We start from the raw sequence: 15299 nt of genomic DNA on the forward strand, positions 1-15299 counted from the left end.
GTAAGCGAAAGATAGTACCGCATTTGCGGCGCCACCCCCTTATCCGACCCTTCGGGCCACCTTCTCCCCGAGGGGAGAAGGGAAAACGCATCCATTACCGCGTAAAGCTCTGCGCGTTGCCGGCATCGACATTGATGATGTTGCCGGTCGACTTCGCAGAAAGATCAGAAGCGAGAAAATAGATAGCTTCTGCAATATCTTCCGGGAAGACGTTCAACTTCAGCATTGAACGCTTGCGGTAATGTTCCTCCAGCTCGTCCACCTCGATTTTCGAAGAGGCCGCGCGTTGTTCGCGCCATTCGCCGTTCCATATCTTGGAGCCGCGCAGGACTGCATCGGGATTAACGGTGTTGACGCGAATGCCCGCCTCCGCACCCTCGAGCGCCAGGCAGCGTGCCAGATGAATTTCGGCAGCCTTGGCTGTGCAATAGGCTGCGGCGTTCGGAGACGAGGCAAGACCGTTCTTCGACGCGACGAAAACGATGTTGCCGCCGAGATTCTGACGGCGGAAGAGCCGGAAGGCTTCGCGCGAGACGAGGAAATAGCCGGTGGCGAGAATGTCGATATTACGGTTCCACATCGAAAGCTCCGTGCTTTCGATCGGAGCAGAAGAGGCAATACCGGCGTTGGACACGAGGATGTCGATGCCGCCGAATTCTACGCAGGCTTCCGCAAAGGACGAAATCACGGCGTCCTCCTTGGTCACGTCGAGCTTGACGCTCCGCACCGCGTCCGCACCATATTTCTTGGCGAAATCCTCCTGCGTGCTCTCAAGAGCGGTCTGATCGATGTCGGCCAGCACCACGCAGGCGCCCTCGCCCACCAGACGCGCCGCCGTGGCGCGGCCGATGCCGCCGGCGCCGCCGGTCACGAAAGCAACGCGGCCGGCCAGGCTCTTGGGCTTCGGCATGCGCTGCAGCTTCGCTTCTTCCAGCAGCCAATATTCGATATCAAAGGCTTCCTGCTCCGGCAGGCCCTGATATTCGGACACCGTCGACGCGCCGCGCATGACGTTGATGGCGTTGACGTAGAACTCGCCGGCAATCCGCGCGGTCGCCTTGTCGCGGGCAAAGGAGAGCAGACCGACGCCCGGCACCAGGAAGATCACCGGGTTGGGATCGCGCATGGCGGGCGAATTGTCGTGCTTGCAGTCATTGTAATAGCGGGCGTAGTCGGCGCGGTAGTCCTCCAGCGCCTTGTCGAGACCGGCGATGACAGCGTCGACGTCGGGCTTTGCCGGATCGAAGTCGACGATCAGCGGCCGGATCTTGGTGCGCAGGAAATGGTCCGGGCAGCTGGTGCCGAGCGCGCCGAGCGGACGGAGGTTGCTCGAATTGACGAATTCGAGCACGGCATCCTGATCGTCGAAATGACCGAGCTTGCGCTCAGCCTTGCCGATGCGACCACGAATTTCCGGCATTAGCTTGGCGGCAATCGCGCGGCGTTCCGCCTGCGGCAGGCTCCGCACGGCCGCGCCACCGAAGATTGTTTTACCTTCAGTTTTCTCCGCAAACCATTGAATTGCCTTGTTGATGATCGCCAGCGTCAGTTCGTAGCAGGCCTTTGCATCGTTCGCCCAGGTGAAGAGGCCATGGCTTTCGAGAACGACGCCCTTCGCATTCGGATGCGCCTTCACGAAGGCTTCGAGATCAAGTCCGAGCTGGAAACCGGGGCGCCTCCAGGGCAGCCAGCCGATTTCCTCACCGAAGATTTCGCGCGTCAGCTCGCGGGAATTCTTCGAGGCAGCGATCGCGATGATCGCGTCGGGATGCATGTGGTCGACATGGGTAAAAGGCACGAAGCCGTGCAGCGGCGTATCGATCGACGCAGCGCGCGCATTGAGATTGAAGGTGCAATGCGGCAGGAAGCCGACCATGCGGTCCTCGTCGGCAACGCCCTTGTAAATGCCCTTCAGGCTCTCGAGCTTGTCCTGATAAAGCGTGGCGAAACCGTCGAGCTTGATGGTGCCGACATCCCCGCCGGAGCCTTTGACCCACAGAATTTTGACCTTTTCGCCGGACAGCGGATCGGTTTCCATAACCTTGGCTGACGTATTGCCGCCACCGTAATTGGTGATACGCTTATCGGCGCCGAGCAAATTCGAGCGGTAGAGCAGCTTGCCCGGTTCATCCAAGCGGGCCGCGTATGCATCATCCCAACGATTCTCCAGAAGCCGAACCTCAGCCGCCATGTCATCCTCCCATAAGGTCATGTCTCAGAGGCAGCCGAAAACGTCTTCAGCGCCCTTTACCATCACGATATCGCTCACGCACGGTCGCCTTGTCAATCGAAAACGATCATAATTGATAATGCTGCGATGCAATATGAAAGTTTCTGAGCGTTTGTGATTGACACCTTGTCACATTTACGAAATAACCCGAGAAGGAGGAGCCGATGCACGAACGTGAACGCCATCGCATCATTTTGAGCGCCGTACAGGAAAAGCCTGTGGTGACGATTCAGGATATTTCCGAATTGACCGAGGCCTCCGAAGCGACGATCCGCCGCGATATCGCGGCCCTGCATGTGCAGGGAAAGATCCGGCGCGTGCGCGGTGGCGCCGAATCGATCCATCCTCCGCAGCTCGGCAATCTGGCCGGACGCCCCTTCCGCGTTTCAGAAGGCGTCAATATCGACAGAAAGCGCGCAATTGCGCGCAAGGCGGCCGAATTATGCGGCCAGGGCGATGCCATCATCATCAATGGCGGCACGACGACGTTCCAGCTTGTCCACTATATTTCGGCCTACCGGCTGCAGGTGATGACCAATTCCTTCGCCATTGCCGAACATCTGGTCAAGCACTCAAAGAATACGGTGACAGTTCCGGGCGGCGCGATCTATCGCGAGCAGAGCCTGATCCTGTCTCCCTTCGACAATGACACGACCCGGAACTTTTATGCGCGGCGCATGTTCATCGGCGCGCAGGGTGTCGGCCCGCTCGGCATCATGGAGGCCGATGCCCTGGTGATCCAGAGCGAACAGAAGCTGATGCGCCAAGCCGACGAACTGGTCGTCATGGTCGATTCGAGCAAGTTCCATCAGCGTTCCAGCCTGATCTTGTGTCCGCTCGAACAAGTGACCACCATCATCACCGATGACGGCATTTCGGCGGAGACTGTACGCATGATCGAGGATGCCGGCGTATCGCTGATCATAACGAGCGTCACGGCGCAGGCCGAGAGGGAGGATTCCCCGTCAGTCGCATGAGATGTGGCGGGGTGAGCATAGCCTATCAATTTTGGGCAACTTTGGGAGGAAGAGACATGAATATTGCAAAGAAATTGGCGATCGGCGTAGCGCTGGCCGTCGCAATGATGGCCGGCACGGCAAGTGCGAAAGACATCAAGATCGGCCTCGTGGTGAAGTCGCTCGGCAACGGCTTCTTCGAAGCGGCCAACAAGGGCGCTCAGGAAGCCGCGAAGGAACTCGGCGGCGTCCAGGTCATCTACACCGGCCCGACGCAGCCGACCGCCGAAGCCCAGATCGAAGTGATCAACTCGCTGATCGCACAGGGCGTCGACGCCATTGCTATCTCCGCCAACGACAAGGATGCTGTGGTGCCAGCCTTGAAGAAAGCCACGCAGCGCGGCATCAAGGTTATCTCCTGGGATTCCGGCGTGGCTCCGGCCGGCCGCATCCTGCAGCTCAATCCGTCTTCGAACGAGCTGATCGGCAAGATGTGCCTGACGCTCGCCAAGGACCATCTTGACGGCGGCAAGGGCAATTTCGCCATCCTGTCGGCGACTTCGACCGCCACAAATCAGAACATCTGGATCGGCGAGATGAAGAAGCAGCTCAAGGATTTCCCGGGCCTCAACCTCGTTACGACCGTCTACGGTGACGACCTTTCGGACAAGAGCTACCGCGAAGCCCAGGGCCTCCTGACCTCGCATCCGGAAGTCAAGGTCATCGTCGCTCCGACGACCGTCGGCGTGCTCGCCGCGTCGCAGGCCGTCAAGGACGCCGGCAAGATCGGCCAGGTCTATGTAACCGGTCTCGGCCTGCCGTCCGAAATGGCTGGCGCCATCAAGTCGGGCGCCACGAAGGAATTTGCGATCTGGAACCCGATCGACCTCGGCTATTCCGCAACGCAGATCTCCTACCGTCTCGTCAAGGGTGAAACCGACGGCAAGCCGGGCAGCGAGATCAATGCCGGTCGCATGGGCAAGATCAAGGTTGGAGACAACGGCGAAGCCGCCATGGCTGATCCTTTCGTCTACAACGCTTCGAATATCGATCAGTTCTCCAAGGTCTTCTGATCAGCAGACCCATTCGCAGCTTTCCGGCGGCTTCGGCCGCCGGACTTGGTTAACTTATCCGGTACATTGCTGATGACCACAGTCCTTCAACGACCCGCCATGGGCATGCCAAGCTTGGGCAATACGGCCATTCTGGAAATGCGCGGCATTTCGCAGATATTTCCGGGTGTAAAGGCGCTCGATGGCGTCAGTATCTCGCTTTATCCAGGCAAGGTCACCGCCCTGATCGGCGAAAACGGCGCCGGCAAATCGACGCTCGTCAAGATTCTGACCGGCATCTATCGTCCGAACGAGGGCGAAATCCTCGTCGACGGCAAGCCGGTGACGTTTCACAGCGCCCAGGCCGCGATCGACGCCGGCGTCACCGCCATACATCAGGAGACCGTGCTCTTCGACGAGCTGACGGTTGCCGAAAACATCTTTCTCGGCCATGCGCCGCGCACGAAATTCCGCACCATCGACTGGAAGACGATGAACAGCCGGTCAAGGCTGCTGCTGGAATCGCTGGAAAGCAGCATTGATCCGTCGATCCGCCTGAAGGACCTTTCCATCGCACAGCGCCATCTCGTGGCGATTGCCCGCGCCCTGTCTATCGAAGCACGCATCGTTATCATGGACGAGCCGACCGCGGCTCTCTCCCGCAAGGAGATCGATGACCTCTTCCGTATCGTCGAAGGTCTGAAGGCCAAGGGCAAAGCGATATTGTTCATCAGCCACAAGTTCGATGAACTCTATGAAATCGCCGATAACTTCGTCGTTTTCCGCGACGGCCGCGCCGTCGGACACGGCCGGCTGAAGGAGACGCCGCAAGACGAGATCGTCCGCATGATGGTCGGTCGCGACGTCAAGGATGCTTTCCCGAAGGTGCCCGTCACGATCGGCAACGTCGTGCTCGAAGTCGAGAACTATTGCCACCGCACGGAATTCCGCGGCATCTCCTTCAAGCTCCGACGCGGCGAAATCCTCGGTGTCTACGGCCTGATTGGCGCCGGTCGTTCCGAACTGTGCCAATCGCTGTTCGGCATTACCAGGCCGCTCTCGGGCCGGCTGACGCTGAACGGTCAGGAAATCCATATCCATTCGCCGCATGACGCGATCCGCGCCGGCATCGTCTATGTGCCGGAGGAGCGCGGGCGTCATGGCCTGGCGCTGCCGATGCCGATCTATCAGAACATGTCGCTGCCTTCGCTCGGGCGCACCTCGCGCAAAGGCTTTCTGACGGCCGCCAACGAGTTCGCGCTCGCCCGCAAATATGCCGAGCGGCTGGACCTGCGCGCCGCGGCCCTTTCTGTGCCGGTCGGCACGCTGTCGGGCGGCAACCAGCAGAAGGTGGTAATCGGCAAATGGCTGGCGACGCAGCCGAAGATCATCATTCTCGACGAGCCGACCAAGGGCATCGACATCGGCTCGAAGGCTGCCGTGCACGGCTTCATCAGCGAACTGGCAGCCGAAGGCCTTAGCATCATCATGATCTCCTCCGAACTGCCTGAAATCCTTGGCATGTCGGACCGCGTGCTGGTGATGAAGGAGGGCCTTTCGGCGGGCCTGTTCGAGCGCGAAGGGCTGACGCCGGAAACGTTGGTGCGCGCCGCCACGGGCAATGCATAGGGAGGGCCGGATGCCACGCATACTCAAAAAACGCGAGACGCTGCTCTTCGTCATCATCATCGTGATGATCGCCGGTTTTGCAACGCGTGCGGCCGGCTTTGCCGAGCCCGCCAATCTTGCCAATATCTTCAACGATACGTCGATCCTGATCATCCTGGCGCTGGCGCAGATGACCGTCATCCTGACGAAATCGATCGATCTTTCCGTCGCCGCCAATCTCGCCTTTACGGGCATGGCCATCGCCATGCTGAATGCCGCCTATCCCGATCTTCCGCTGATCGTGCTCGTGATCACCGCTGTCATCATGGGCGCGGTGCTCGGCGCCATCAACGGTTATCTCGTCTGGGCTCTCGAAATCCCGCCAATCGTCGTCACGCTCGGCACGCTTACCATCTATCGCGGCATGGCCTTCGTGCTGTCTGGCGGCGCCTGGGTCAATGCCCATCAGTTCACGCCGATCTTCCTCAACGTCCCCCGCACGCCGCTCCTCGGCCTGCCGGTGCTCTCGTGGATCGCCATAGCCATCGTGGTCATGATGTATTTCGTGCTGCGCTACACGCGCTTCGGCCGCTCGACCTATGCCAGCGGCGGCAATCCCGTAGCGGCCGTCTATGCGGGCATCGATGTCGGCTGGACGCGCTTTCTCGCCTTCGTGCTTTCGGGCGCTCTGGCCGGGCTCAGCAGCTATCTCTGGGTGTCGCGTTATGCGGTCGCCTATGTCGACATCGCCAACGGTTTCGAGCTCGACAGCGTCGCGGCCTGCGTCATCGGCGGCATCTCGATCGCCGGCGGCGTCGGCTCGGTCGCCGGCACCCTGCTCGGCGCGCTGTTTCTCGGCGTCATCAAGAATGCCCTGCCCGTCATCGGCATTTCGCCGTTCACGCAGATGGCGATCTCCGGCACCGTCATCATCCTCGCCGTCGCATTCAACGCCCGCCGTGAGCGTAATCGCGGCCGCATCATCCTCAGGGATCAGGCCGCCAAGGAAGCCTCGGGCAAGGAGGTCACCGCATGAGCACCCTATCCGAAACCGTGCCGGAAAAGCGCAGCATTCCCGACCGCCTGGGCACGCCCTTCAAGCGCGTGATGGCGAGCTGGGAAGTGCTGCTGCTTGGCGTGGCGATTGCCATTTTCATTTTTAACTCATTGGCTTCGCCCTATTTCCTCGACCCTTACAATCTCTCGGACGCGACCTTCAATTTCACCGAAAAGGCGATGATCGCATTCGCGATGGCGCTGCTGGTGATCGCCGGCGAAATCGACCTGTCCGTCGCCGCCATCATCGCTCTCGCGTCGACCGCTATGGGCGCCGCAGCACAGGTTGGCGTCGACACCGTAGGATTGGTGGCAATCGGACTAGGCGTCGGGCTCGTCTGCGGCATTTTCAACGGCTTCCTTGTCTCGGCGCTGAAACTGCCGTCGATCGTCGTTACCATCGGCACTATGAGCCTGTTCCGCGGTATTTCCTATATCGTCCTCGGTGACCAAGCCTATGGCAACTATCCGGATAGTTTCGCCTATTTCGGCCAGGGCTATGTCTTCTGGGTCTTCTCCTTCGAATTCGTCCTCTTCATCGTGCTGGCGATCGCCTTCGCTATTCTGCTGCATGCGACGAATTTTGGCCGGCAGGTCTATACGATCGGCAACAATGATTTTGCGGCGCGCTTCTCCGGCATTCCCGTCGAGCGGGTCAAATTCATCCTGTTCCTTCTGACCGGCATCATGAGCGGCATCGCCTCCGTCTGCCTGACCTCGCGCCTCGGCTCGACACGCCCGTCGATCGCACTCGGCTGGGAGCTGGAAGTGGTAACCATGGTGGTGCTCGGTGGCGTATCGATCCTCGGCGGCTCCGGCACCATCGGTGGCGTCGTCATTGCCGCCTTCGTCATGGGCCTGGTGACGTTCGGTCTCGGCCTTCTCAACGTGCCGGGCATCGTTATGTCGATCTTCATCGGCCTCCTCCTGATCATCACCATCGCGCTGCCGATCGTGGCACGTCGCATCAAAGCCATGAGTTCGAAATGACTGCTCCCCTCGAACGCCACGCCTTCAAGATGACACTCAATCCCGGCATGGAGGCCGAGTACAGAAGGCGTCATGACGAGATCTGGCCGGAACTGGTCGAGCTTCTGCACCAAGCCGGCGTCAGCGACTACTCCATCCATCTCGACCGCGAAACGAACACGCTGTTCGGCGTTCTCACACGGCCGAAGGATCACACGATGGCCAGCCTTCCCGATCATCCCGTCATGAAGAAATGGTGGGCGCATATGGCCGATATCATGGCAACCAATCCCGACAATTCGCCCGTTCAAAGCGATCTCGTGACGGTCTTCCATCTGCCATGATCGCTACGTCGACCTATCGCCACATCGCCGTCCTCGATATCGGCAAGACCAATGCCAAGGTCGTGGTGCTCGATGCGCAAACCGGCGCCGAGATCGCCGCCGTGCGGACCTCCAATACGACGTTGAGGAGCGGCCCTTATCCGCATTACGACATCGAGCGCTTGTGGGATTTTATCATCGGCGCGCTGAAGGGCTTCGCTACCGCACCCGGCTTCGATGCCATATCGATTACCACCCACGGTGCCTCTGCCGTTCTTCTTGGCGAAGATGGCAGCCTCGTCCTGCCGGTGCTCGATTACGAGCATTGCTATCCCGAAGCCGTGCAGGAAGCCTATGAACGCCTTCGCCCGCCATTCAGCGAGACCTTTTCGCCGAGGCTCTCGGGCGGCCTGAATGTCGGCGCGCAAATCCATTATCAAAAGAGTGTATTTCCAAGCGATTTCGCCCGCGTCAGCAAAATTCTGACCTATCCGCAATATTGGGCCTTTCGGCTGACGGGCGTCGCCGCTAACGAGGTAACTTCGCTGGGTTGCCACACGGATCTTTGGAACCCGTCCGCCGGTGCCTATTCCTCGCTGGTTGACACGCTCGGTATTCGTGCCTTGATGGCCCCCATCCGCTCCGCCTTCGATGCGCTCGGGCCTTTGTTGCCAACGATCGTGACGGAGATTGGTCTTGACGCCCCGGTCCCAGTCTTTTGCGGCATCCATGATTCCAATGCCTCGCTGCTACCGCATCTCGTGGAGAACGAGGCGCCCTTCGCCGTCGTGTCGACCGGCACCTGGGTGATCAACTTCGCCGTCGGCGGCGACCTTGATCATCTCGATCCGGCGCGCGATGCGTTGGCCAACGTCGATGCCTACGGCCGAGCGGTGCCTTCCTCCCGTTTCATGGGCGGGCGGGAATTCGAAATATTGGCGGCCGAGATCGGGACTGCATCACCGGACGCAGCCGAAAAGGCGCTCGAAACCGTGATCGAAAAGGGCATCATGCTGCTGCCGAACGTGGTCGAGGGCTCCGGCCCTTTTCCGGGCAAGAAGATGCGCTGGATCGGGCAGGCGCAGGCGAGCTCAGCGGAACGCCTGGCCGCAGCCAGCCTCTATCTGGCGTTGATGACCGAGGCTTGCCTTGGCTTGATCGGCGCCAAAGGCCCTATTTTCGTCGAGGGGCCTTTTGCACTCAATCGCGCCTATCTTGCCGCGCTGTCTTCACTGACGGGATCCGACGTTATCGCGCTGCCCGGCTCGACGGGTACCAGCCAAGGTGCGGCGCTGTTAACCGGCATCAAGCCGACGGCTCCGTCAGAAAATGTGCCTATCCGGGCCGATCTGCCGGGCCTGCGAGACTATAGGCGAGCCTGGCACCAGGCATTGGCAGAATAAACGCCTCCTTTGTCCGAATTCCACGCATCGCTTCAATTGCGATGAAAGGCCCCTTTCACGATCATCTCCGTATCCGCTGATTGGCACGATAAGGAGATTTGACCATGTCCCAGGGAAGCGAAATCATCGCCGGAATCAGGATACCGGACAGCCAGATGGCAAAGGCAGCGACGGAGTTGGTGCGCGACACCGAAACCGACCTGCTCTATCACCATTCCCGCCGCGTCTTCCTGTTCGGCGCACTGACGGGCGAGCGCAAGAAGCTGAAGTACGATCCGGAACTTCTCTATATCGGCACCATGTTCCACGATATGGGCCTGTTCGACTCCTACGCCAGCGAGACCGAGCGTTTCGAGGTCGACGGCGCCAACGCAGCCCGCGATTTTCTAAAAGCCTATGATGTCTCTGAGCGCGATATCGACGATGTCTGGGATTCGATCGCGCTGCATACGACGCCCGGCATTCCGCAGCACAAGCGACCGACAGTCGCTCTCGTCACGGCGGGCGTCGAGATGGACGTGTTGGGCATTGCGTATCACGATTTCACCGAAGAGCAGCGCCATGAGGTCTGCAACTGTCATCCGCGCGGCCTGAAATTCAAGCACGGCATTCTCTCCGCCTTCTGCTACGGCACGATCAAGAAGCCGGAATCCACCTTCGGCAACGTCAAGGCCGACGTGCTGGAGCGCATGGACCCGACCTATAAGCGGCTGAATTTCGCAGAAATGATCATGGATTCGGCCTGGGATAGCTGATCTCTCCAACCGAAGGCTCGCCGGACATGATGTCGGCGGGCCTCACCTTTGGGCCTAACTCCGCCTGAAGCTCGCCCGGTACTGGTTCGGCGTCACACCCAGGCGTTTCGCAAAAACCTGTCGCATGCGCTGGACGTTGCCGAAGCCACATTCGAAGGCGATGGCTTTCAGCGCAAGATCGCTACCTTCCAGGAGATTACGCGCCGCATCGACGCGCGCCTGCTCGACGAACTCGGCCGGCGTCACGTGAACCTGCTGCACGAAGGCGCGAGCGAAATTCCGCGGGCTCATGCCGGCCTGCTCCGCAAGATCGGCAACGGAGAGGCGGTCACGCAGATGCGCCATGACATGCTGATAGACCCTAGCGATCGGTGAGCCCTCTTCCGCCGGCGCCGCAATGTAAGGGCTGAACTGCGACTGACCGCCCTGACGCTGTGCAACGACGACGAGGCGTTTGGCAACGGCGAGCGCGACGGCCGCACCATGATCCTCATTGATGATTGCAAGGGCGAGATCGATGCCCGCCGTGACGCCGGCCGAGGTCAGAAGCGCGCCATCGCGGATGTAGATGCGATCGAAATCGACATTCGCCTCAGGAAACATCCGCGCCAGCGCCGGCGCGTTCTGCCAGTGTGTCGTCACCAGCCGGCCATCAAGAAGGCCCGCGTGGCCAAGCGCGAAGGCGCCGGTACAGACCGAGCCGTAACGCGCGGCCGCGCCGACGATGGCGTGCAGGCAGGCGATCATCCGCAGATCGGGTGCAGCGTCAGGAAGCGCCGGCCCTCCAGCGACCAGGACCAGGTCGAAGCTGGGCCTCGCCTCCTCATAGGTAAGGTCCGGCACCAGGAGCATGCCATTCGAGGCGCGAAACGGCTGTCTCTCGGGGCCGATCAAAGTCACGCGATATCCTTCACCATCAGGGATGAACGCATTCGCCTCGACGAATGCGTCCAGCGGACCGGAGACGTCGAGGGCCTGCACCTCCGGAAAAATGATCATCGCGACCGATCGCATCGAAACCGCACTCCGTCCAATCAGATAGGCAACGGAATGCGGTATAATCGATATCGGGCGTCGCGGTATAGAAAGCGCAACTGCCGCGCCGCTATTTGCCGCCTGACGCAGCAAGCTGCCGCCGATATTCCTCAACCGGCAGACCGCCGAAGCCCCAGCTATCCATCTCCACCTCATTGATAACAACAAAAGTGGTGTTCTGCGGCTTGCCGAGAACGTCAAAGAGAAGGTCGCTGACCCCCTTGATCAGGGCCGCCTTCTGTTCGGCGGTGGTTTGGGTGGCGCCCGGTGCGGTGCCTTCGCGGGTTACCTGGATGTTTACATAGGGCATGATTAAGCTCCTCGTTGGAGCGGCGACATTAGGGCGCCGCTCGTTTTGGAATTCGGTCTGTTAGCGACCGGCATGCTGGCCGCCATCTACGTGCAGGGTCTCGCCGGTGACGAAGCCGGCCTGTTCGAGATAAAGAACGGCATCGACGATGTCGGCAATATCCCCCATGCGGCCGATCGGGTGCAGGGCCGCCAGGAATTCATGTGTCTCCGGCGCATGCATCGGCGTCTTGATGACGCCGGGTGCAACCGCATTCACGCGAATGCCGCTCTTGGCATATTCGATGGCGAGGCCCCGTGTGACGGCGTCGAGCCCGCCCTTGGTCAATGAGGCAAGCGCGGCCGGGACCCCGGCAACCGGCTGATCGACCAGCGTGGTGGTGATCTGGACGATGTGACCACTGTTGCGCTTCAGCATTTCAGCGGCGGCCAATTGCGAGATATGGAAGAAGCCCTCGACATTGACGGCAATGGCATTCCGGAAATCTTCGACCGTATACTCGGTAAACGGCTTGGCAATGAAGATACCGGCGTTGTTGACCAGCGTATCGATGCGGCCGAACCGCTCCAGCGCCACCTTGACGATGCGTTCGGCGACGCCTCGGTCACCGACATCGCCATCGACAGCGACGACGGAAGGGTCGGAGGATGGCTTGATCGAACGGGAGTTGGCGACAACGGCGTAGCCGTTCTTGCGATAGGCGGTGACAAGCGCGGCGCCGATGCCCTGCGATGCACCAGTGATGATTGCGACCTTCTGTTCGTTACTCATTACCTTTTCTCCTTCGTGGGCGGCCCCGCTGGCAGGGCGCAGGCAACTGCGCCGTGGCGGTTTGCTCCGCACGCCTTGAATTTCTTTTCGATGTTGCGATTGCCCTTGAGGGGCCGGCGAAGCACTCCCGCCTCGCTTGCAAATGAGATAATGTATTGCAGAGATCGGCGGAATAATTGCCAATCGGAAGTCAGTATTGCAGATTGAGGAGGAATATGGATCGCATCGAGGCCATGAAGGTGTTTGTTACGGCGCTGGATGAAGGAAGTCTGGCCGCCGCTGGCCGTAAGCTCGGGCGTTCGGCCGCCGCAGTCACACGCGCCATCACATCCTTGGAACACCATGTCGGTGTCCAGCTTCTGCATCGGACCACCCGGGCAATTCGGCTGAGCGAGGCCGGCGAGCGCTATGCCGCCGCCTGCCGGCGCGTATTGTCCGACATGGAGGAAGCAGATCTGTTGGCAGCGGGGGAAACGAAGGCGCCGCGCGGCTTGCTGACCATAACCGCGCCGCTTATCGCCGGCGCAACGATCGTGCAGCCGATCCTCGATGCGTTTCTCGACCGCAATCCAGAGGTCAAGGCGAAACTATTGCTGCTCGACCGCCCCGTCAGCCTCGTGGACGAAGGTATCGACGTCGGCTTGCGGATCGCACATCTCTCCGACTCCAGTATGGTGGCCATCAGGATCGGCGAAGTGCGCCGGGTGATCTGCGCGGCACCATCCTACCTCGATGCCCATCCGCCGATAACGGAGCCCGCCGATCTCGCCAATCACCAATGCGTGGCGCTTGCTCAATTCGGCGAAACGAGCTGGAGCTTTCCAGCCACCTCGCCGAACGGCGCCCAACGCCTCGTGCATTTTTCGCCGCGGCTTGTCGTCAACGGCATTGCCGCAGTGATCGCGTCGGTCGCGGCCGGCCACGGCGTCACCCGTGTTTTCTCCTACCATATCGCCGAGAAAGTCAGCCGTGGTGAATTGACGGTCATTCTGGCAAAGGATGAAGCACCGCCGCTGCCGGTTCACATCGTCGTGCCCGAAGGCCGTCTTTCCGTTCCGAAAGTCCGCGCCTTTGTCGATGAGGCCGTTCCGCAACTGAGGACCGCATTCAACCGCTTTAGCAAGATGTGCCAGGAAAGCTGAAGCGTTCGGAGGATCGGCCAATCGCTAACGGATCGCCGGCACTGCTCGCAGCTGCCCCACGGCGAAATCGACAAAGGCGCGCGTCTTTGCCGAGACATGCCGGCCTTCGGGATGCACCACGTGGATCGGCAGTGGTTCCTCCTCGAACTCCTCCAGAATGATACGCAACCGGCCGTCGGCAACTGGCTTTGCGATCTGATAGGAGAGTGGGCGAGCTAGGCCCCAGCCGCTCAAGGCCGCCGAGATCGAAGCGTCGACCGTGTTGCAGAACAGGCGCGGATGAAGGGTGGGAGACAGTTTGGCTTCGGGACCGAACCGCCAATCGAGCGGCGCCGACGATCCTGTGTTCGCAATGATCGTATGGCTTGCGAGATCGGCCGGCGTCTGCGGCACGCCATGGCGTTCGAAATACGACGGCGCGCCGCAGACGACGCGGCGCACAGTGCCGACCTTGGTCGCGTTGTAGCTGGAATCCGGCAGGTGGCCGATACGGACGGCGACATCGATCCCCTCCTCCACCAGATTAACGATGCGATCGAACAGCAGCACGCGCCCGGTGACCGCCGGATGCAGCGCCAGGAACTCTGTGACGATGGGCATGACATAATATTGCCCGAAGAGCACCGGCGCCGTAATGGTGAGCACGCCGGAGGGCGTCGCATAGGAGCCGCCGGCGGACGCCTCGGCTTCATCGATGTCGGCGAGGACCCGGCTGCAGTCCTCGACATAGTGGTGGCCCTGCGCGGTCAGTTTCACCGAACGCGTCGAGCGCAAAAACAAGCGCGCACCGGTGACCTCCTCCAAAAAAGCCACGGCGCGGGTGACGGCCGGCGGGCTCATGTGCAATTGTCGCGCCGCATCGGCGAAACTGCCGGTCTCGGCCACCTTCACCAGCACCTTCATGCATTGCAGCTTATCCAAACCGACCTCTCCCGTCGATTATTCCACGCATCGGAATAGTTTCTTGTTCATTATCGCACTTCTGTTTTCCTGAGAAACAATCATTTTTGGAGGGGATAACCGCTCATCCGGAGACCAAAATGATGAAGCTCTATGTCCACCCTATGTCCGGTCACTCCCACCGCGCCCGTCTGTTCGCGTCTCTGATCGGCATCGACGTCGATATCGTCGAAGTCGACCTACCCAAGGCCGAGCACAAGACGCCGGCGTTCCTGGCACTCAATCCGTTCGGTCAGGTTCCGGTGCTGGACGACAATGGCACCATTATCGCCGACTCTACGGCGATCCTGGTCTATCTTGCCAAGAAATACGCGGAGAAGAGCTGGTTGCCGGACGATGCCGTGGGTACTGCGGCCGTACAGCGATGGCTTTCGGTCGCATCCGGCGAAATCGCCTATGGTCCCTGCGCCGCACGCCTCGTCACCATCTTCGGCGCCAAATTCAACGCGGATGAGGTGATCACCCGCGCCCATGTCATCTTGAAGCTGATCGACAGCGAGCTCGCAACGCGCCAATGGATTGCCGCCGACCATCCGACGATCGCTGATGTGGCGCTTTATAGCTACATTGCCCGCTCGCCTGAGGGCAATGTCGACCGTTTCCAATATCGCAAGGTTAGCGCCTGGCTTGCCCGCGTCGAAGCTCTTCCGGGTTTTTACGCCTTCCAAAAGACGCCAATCGGCATCGCTGACGTTGCCTGACATTTCTCCTGGAACCAACACTTCCCTT

15 protein-coding genes are annotated in these 15299 nt (G+C 60.4%); 10 read left to right on the forward strand and 5 right to left on the reverse strand.

From position 1 onward, the window contains the following. Nucleotides 1–94 precede the first annotated feature (94 nt). Nucleotides 95–2191 carry a bifunctional rhamnulose-1-phosphate aldolase/short-chain dehydrogenase gene (locus PY649_RS02755; RefSeq protein WP_285866594.1) on the reverse strand — a complete coding sequence of 699 codons (2097 nt, stop codon included), beginning with the start codon at nucleotides 2189–2191 and terminating at the stop codon, nucleotides 95–97. 203 nt (nucleotides 2192–2394) lie between these two features. On the opposite strand from PY649_RS02755, the gene PY649_RS02760 reads away from it, so the two are divergent. The 8 genes from PY649_RS02760 to PY649_RS02795 all read left to right on the forward strand — a co-directional run bounded on the left by PY649_RS02760 (nucleotide 2395) and on the right by PY649_RS02795 (nucleotide 10352). After that, the gene (locus tag PY649_RS02760) at nucleotides 2395–3207 is read left to right on the forward strand and encodes a DeoR/GlpR family DNA-binding transcription regulator (RefSeq protein WP_285866595.1); all 813 of its coding nucleotides are present in this window, start codon (nucleotides 2395–2397) and stop codon (nucleotides 3205–3207) included. 56 nt (nucleotides 3208–3263) lie between these two features. Beyond that, complete coding sequence (gene rhaS / locus PY649_RS02765) at nucleotides 3264–4259, forward strand: rhamnose ABC transporter substrate-binding protein (protein WP_104826770.1); 996 nt, start codon at nucleotides 3264–3266, stop codon at nucleotides 4257–4259. A 72-nt stretch (nucleotides 4260–4331) separates the two neighbouring features. Continuing rightward, nucleotides 4332–5867, forward strand: a complete 1536-nt coding sequence (locus PY649_RS02770; protein WP_285866596.1) for a sugar ABC transporter ATP-binding protein — start codon at nucleotides 4332–4334, stop codon at nucleotides 5865–5867. A gap of 10 nt (nucleotides 5868–5877) precedes the next feature. Beyond that, nucleotides 5878–6882, forward strand: a complete 1005-nt coding sequence (locus tag PY649_RS02775; protein WP_285866597.1) for an ABC transporter permease — start codon at nucleotides 5878–5880, stop codon at nucleotides 6880–6882. Then, nucleotides 6879–7892, forward strand: a complete 1014-nt coding sequence (locus tag PY649_RS02780) for an ABC transporter permease (RefSeq protein WP_285866598.1) — start codon at nucleotides 6879–6881, stop codon at nucleotides 7890–7892. The genes PY649_RS02775 and PY649_RS02780 overlap by 4 nt, the downstream gene beginning before the upstream one ends. Beyond that, entirely contained in the window at nucleotides 7889–8215 is a 327-nt protein-coding gene (gene rhaM / locus PY649_RS02785; RefSeq protein WP_285866599.1) for an L-rhamnose mutarotase, read from the forward strand. Before PY649_RS02780 ends, rhaM begins: the two co-directional genes overlap by 4 nt. After that, entirely contained in the window at nucleotides 8212–9597 is a 1386-nt protein-coding gene (locus tag PY649_RS02790; RefSeq protein WP_285866600.1) for an FGGY-family carbohydrate kinase, read from the forward strand. Before rhaM ends, PY649_RS02790 begins: the two co-directional genes overlap by 4 nt. A 104-nt stretch (nucleotides 9598–9701) precedes the next feature. After that, a complete protein-coding gene (locus PY649_RS02795; protein WP_285866601.1) occupies nucleotides 9702–10352 on the forward strand; it encodes an HD domain-containing protein in 651 nt (216 codons plus the stop codon). Between the two features lie 54 nt (nucleotides 10353–10406). Here the strand turns inward: PY649_RS02795 and PY649_RS02800 are convergent, their stop codons facing one another. The 3 genes from PY649_RS02800 to PY649_RS02810 form a co-directional block, all read right to left on the reverse strand. Next, nucleotides 10407–11366 (reverse strand): GlxA family transcriptional regulator, encoded by a 960-nt coding sequence (locus PY649_RS02800; protein WP_285866602.1) that lies wholly within the window; start codon nucleotides 11364–11366, stop codon nucleotides 10407–10409. Nucleotides 11367–11457: 91 nt separating this feature from the next. Beyond that, nucleotides 11458–11697: a tautomerase family protein gene (locus PY649_RS02805; RefSeq protein WP_285866603.1), complete on the reverse strand. Its 240-nt coding sequence runs from the start codon at nucleotides 11695–11697 to the stop codon at nucleotides 11458–11460. A gap of 60 nt (nucleotides 11698–11757) precedes the next feature. Continuing rightward, nucleotides 11758–12468, reverse strand: coding sequence for an SDR family NAD(P)-dependent oxidoreductase (locus tag PY649_RS02810; protein WP_285866605.1), 711 nt, complete (start codon nucleotides 12466–12468; stop codon nucleotides 11758–11760). Nucleotides 12469–12683: 215 nt separating this feature from the next. Here PY649_RS02810 and PY649_RS02815 point away from each other — a divergent pair, with 215 nt between their 5' ends. Further along, a complete protein-coding gene (locus PY649_RS02815; RefSeq protein WP_285866606.1) occupies nucleotides 12684–13610 on the forward strand; it encodes a LysR family transcriptional regulator in 927 nt (308 codons plus the stop codon). 24 nt (nucleotides 13611–13634) lie between these two features. Here PY649_RS02815 and PY649_RS02820 read toward each other — a convergent pair whose 3' ends face one another. Next, complete coding sequence (locus PY649_RS02820) at nucleotides 13635–14531, reverse strand: LysR family transcriptional regulator (protein WP_285866608.1); 897 nt, start codon at nucleotides 14529–14531, stop codon at nucleotides 13635–13637. A 122-nt stretch (nucleotides 14532–14653) separates the two neighbouring features. On the opposite strand from PY649_RS02820, the gene PY649_RS02825 reads away from it, so the two are divergent. Further along, complete coding sequence (locus tag PY649_RS02825) at nucleotides 14654–15271, forward strand: glutathione S-transferase family protein (protein ID WP_285867177.1); 618 nt, start codon at nucleotides 14654–14656, stop codon at nucleotides 15269–15271. Nucleotides 15272–15299: the final 28 nt, after the last annotated feature.

Source organism: Rhizobium mayense, assembly GCF_030272705.1.
In the GTDB taxonomy this organism is placed as follows: domain Bacteria; phylum Pseudomonadota; class Alphaproteobacteria; order Rhizobiales; family Rhizobiaceae; genus Rhizobium; species Rhizobium mayense.

Bases quoted from the DNA above. Each gene is read 5' to 3' on its own strand.
- PY649_RS02755 (WP_285866594.1), bottom strand. From the start codon at position 2,191: ATGGCGGCTGAGGTTCGGCTTCTGGAGAATCGTTGGGATGATGCATAC.
- PY649_RS02760 (WP_285866595.1), top strand. From the start codon at position 2,395: ATGCACGAACGTGAACGCCATCGCATCATTTTGAGCGCCGTACAGGAA.
- rhaS (WP_104826770.1), top strand. From the start codon at position 3,264: ATGAATATTGCAAAGAAATTGGCGATCGGCGTAGCGCTGGCCGTCGCA.
- PY649_RS02770 (WP_285866596.1), top strand. From the start codon at position 4,332: ATGACCACAGTCCTTCAACGACCCGCCATGGGCATGCCAAGCTTGGGC.
- PY649_RS02775 (WP_285866597.1), top strand. From the start codon at position 5,878: ATGCCACGCATACTCAAAAAACGCGAGACGCTGCTCTTCGTCATCATC.
- PY649_RS02780 (WP_285866598.1), top strand. From the start codon at position 6,879: ATGAGCACCCTATCCGAAACCGTGCCGGAAAAGCGCAGCATTCCCGAC.
- rhaM (WP_285866599.1), top strand. From the start codon at position 7,889: ATGACTGCTCCCCTCGAACGCCACGCCTTCAAGATGACACTCAATCCC.
- PY649_RS02790 (WP_285866600.1), top strand. From the start codon at position 8,212: ATGATCGCTACGTCGACCTATCGCCACATCGCCGTCCTCGATATCGGC.
- PY649_RS02795 (WP_285866601.1), top strand. From the start codon at position 9,702: ATGTCCCAGGGAAGCGAAATCATCGCCGGAATCAGGATACCGGACAGC.
- PY649_RS02800 (WP_285866602.1), bottom strand. From the start codon at position 11,366: ATGCGATCGGTCGCGATGATCATTTTTCCGGAGGTGCAGGCCCTCGAC.
- PY649_RS02805 (WP_285866603.1), bottom strand. From the start codon at position 11,697: ATGCCCTATGTAAACATCCAGGTAACCCGCGAAGGCACCGCACCGGGC.
- PY649_RS02810 (WP_285866605.1), bottom strand. From the start codon at position 12,468: ATGAGTAACGAACAGAAGGTCGCAATCATCACTGGTGCATCGCAGGGC.
- PY649_RS02815 (WP_285866606.1), top strand. From the start codon at position 12,684: ATGGATCGCATCGAGGCCATGAAGGTGTTTGTTACGGCGCTGGATGAA.
- PY649_RS02825 (WP_285867177.1), top strand. From the start codon at position 14,654: ATGAAGCTCTATGTCCACCCTATGTCCGGTCACTCCCACCGCGCCCGT.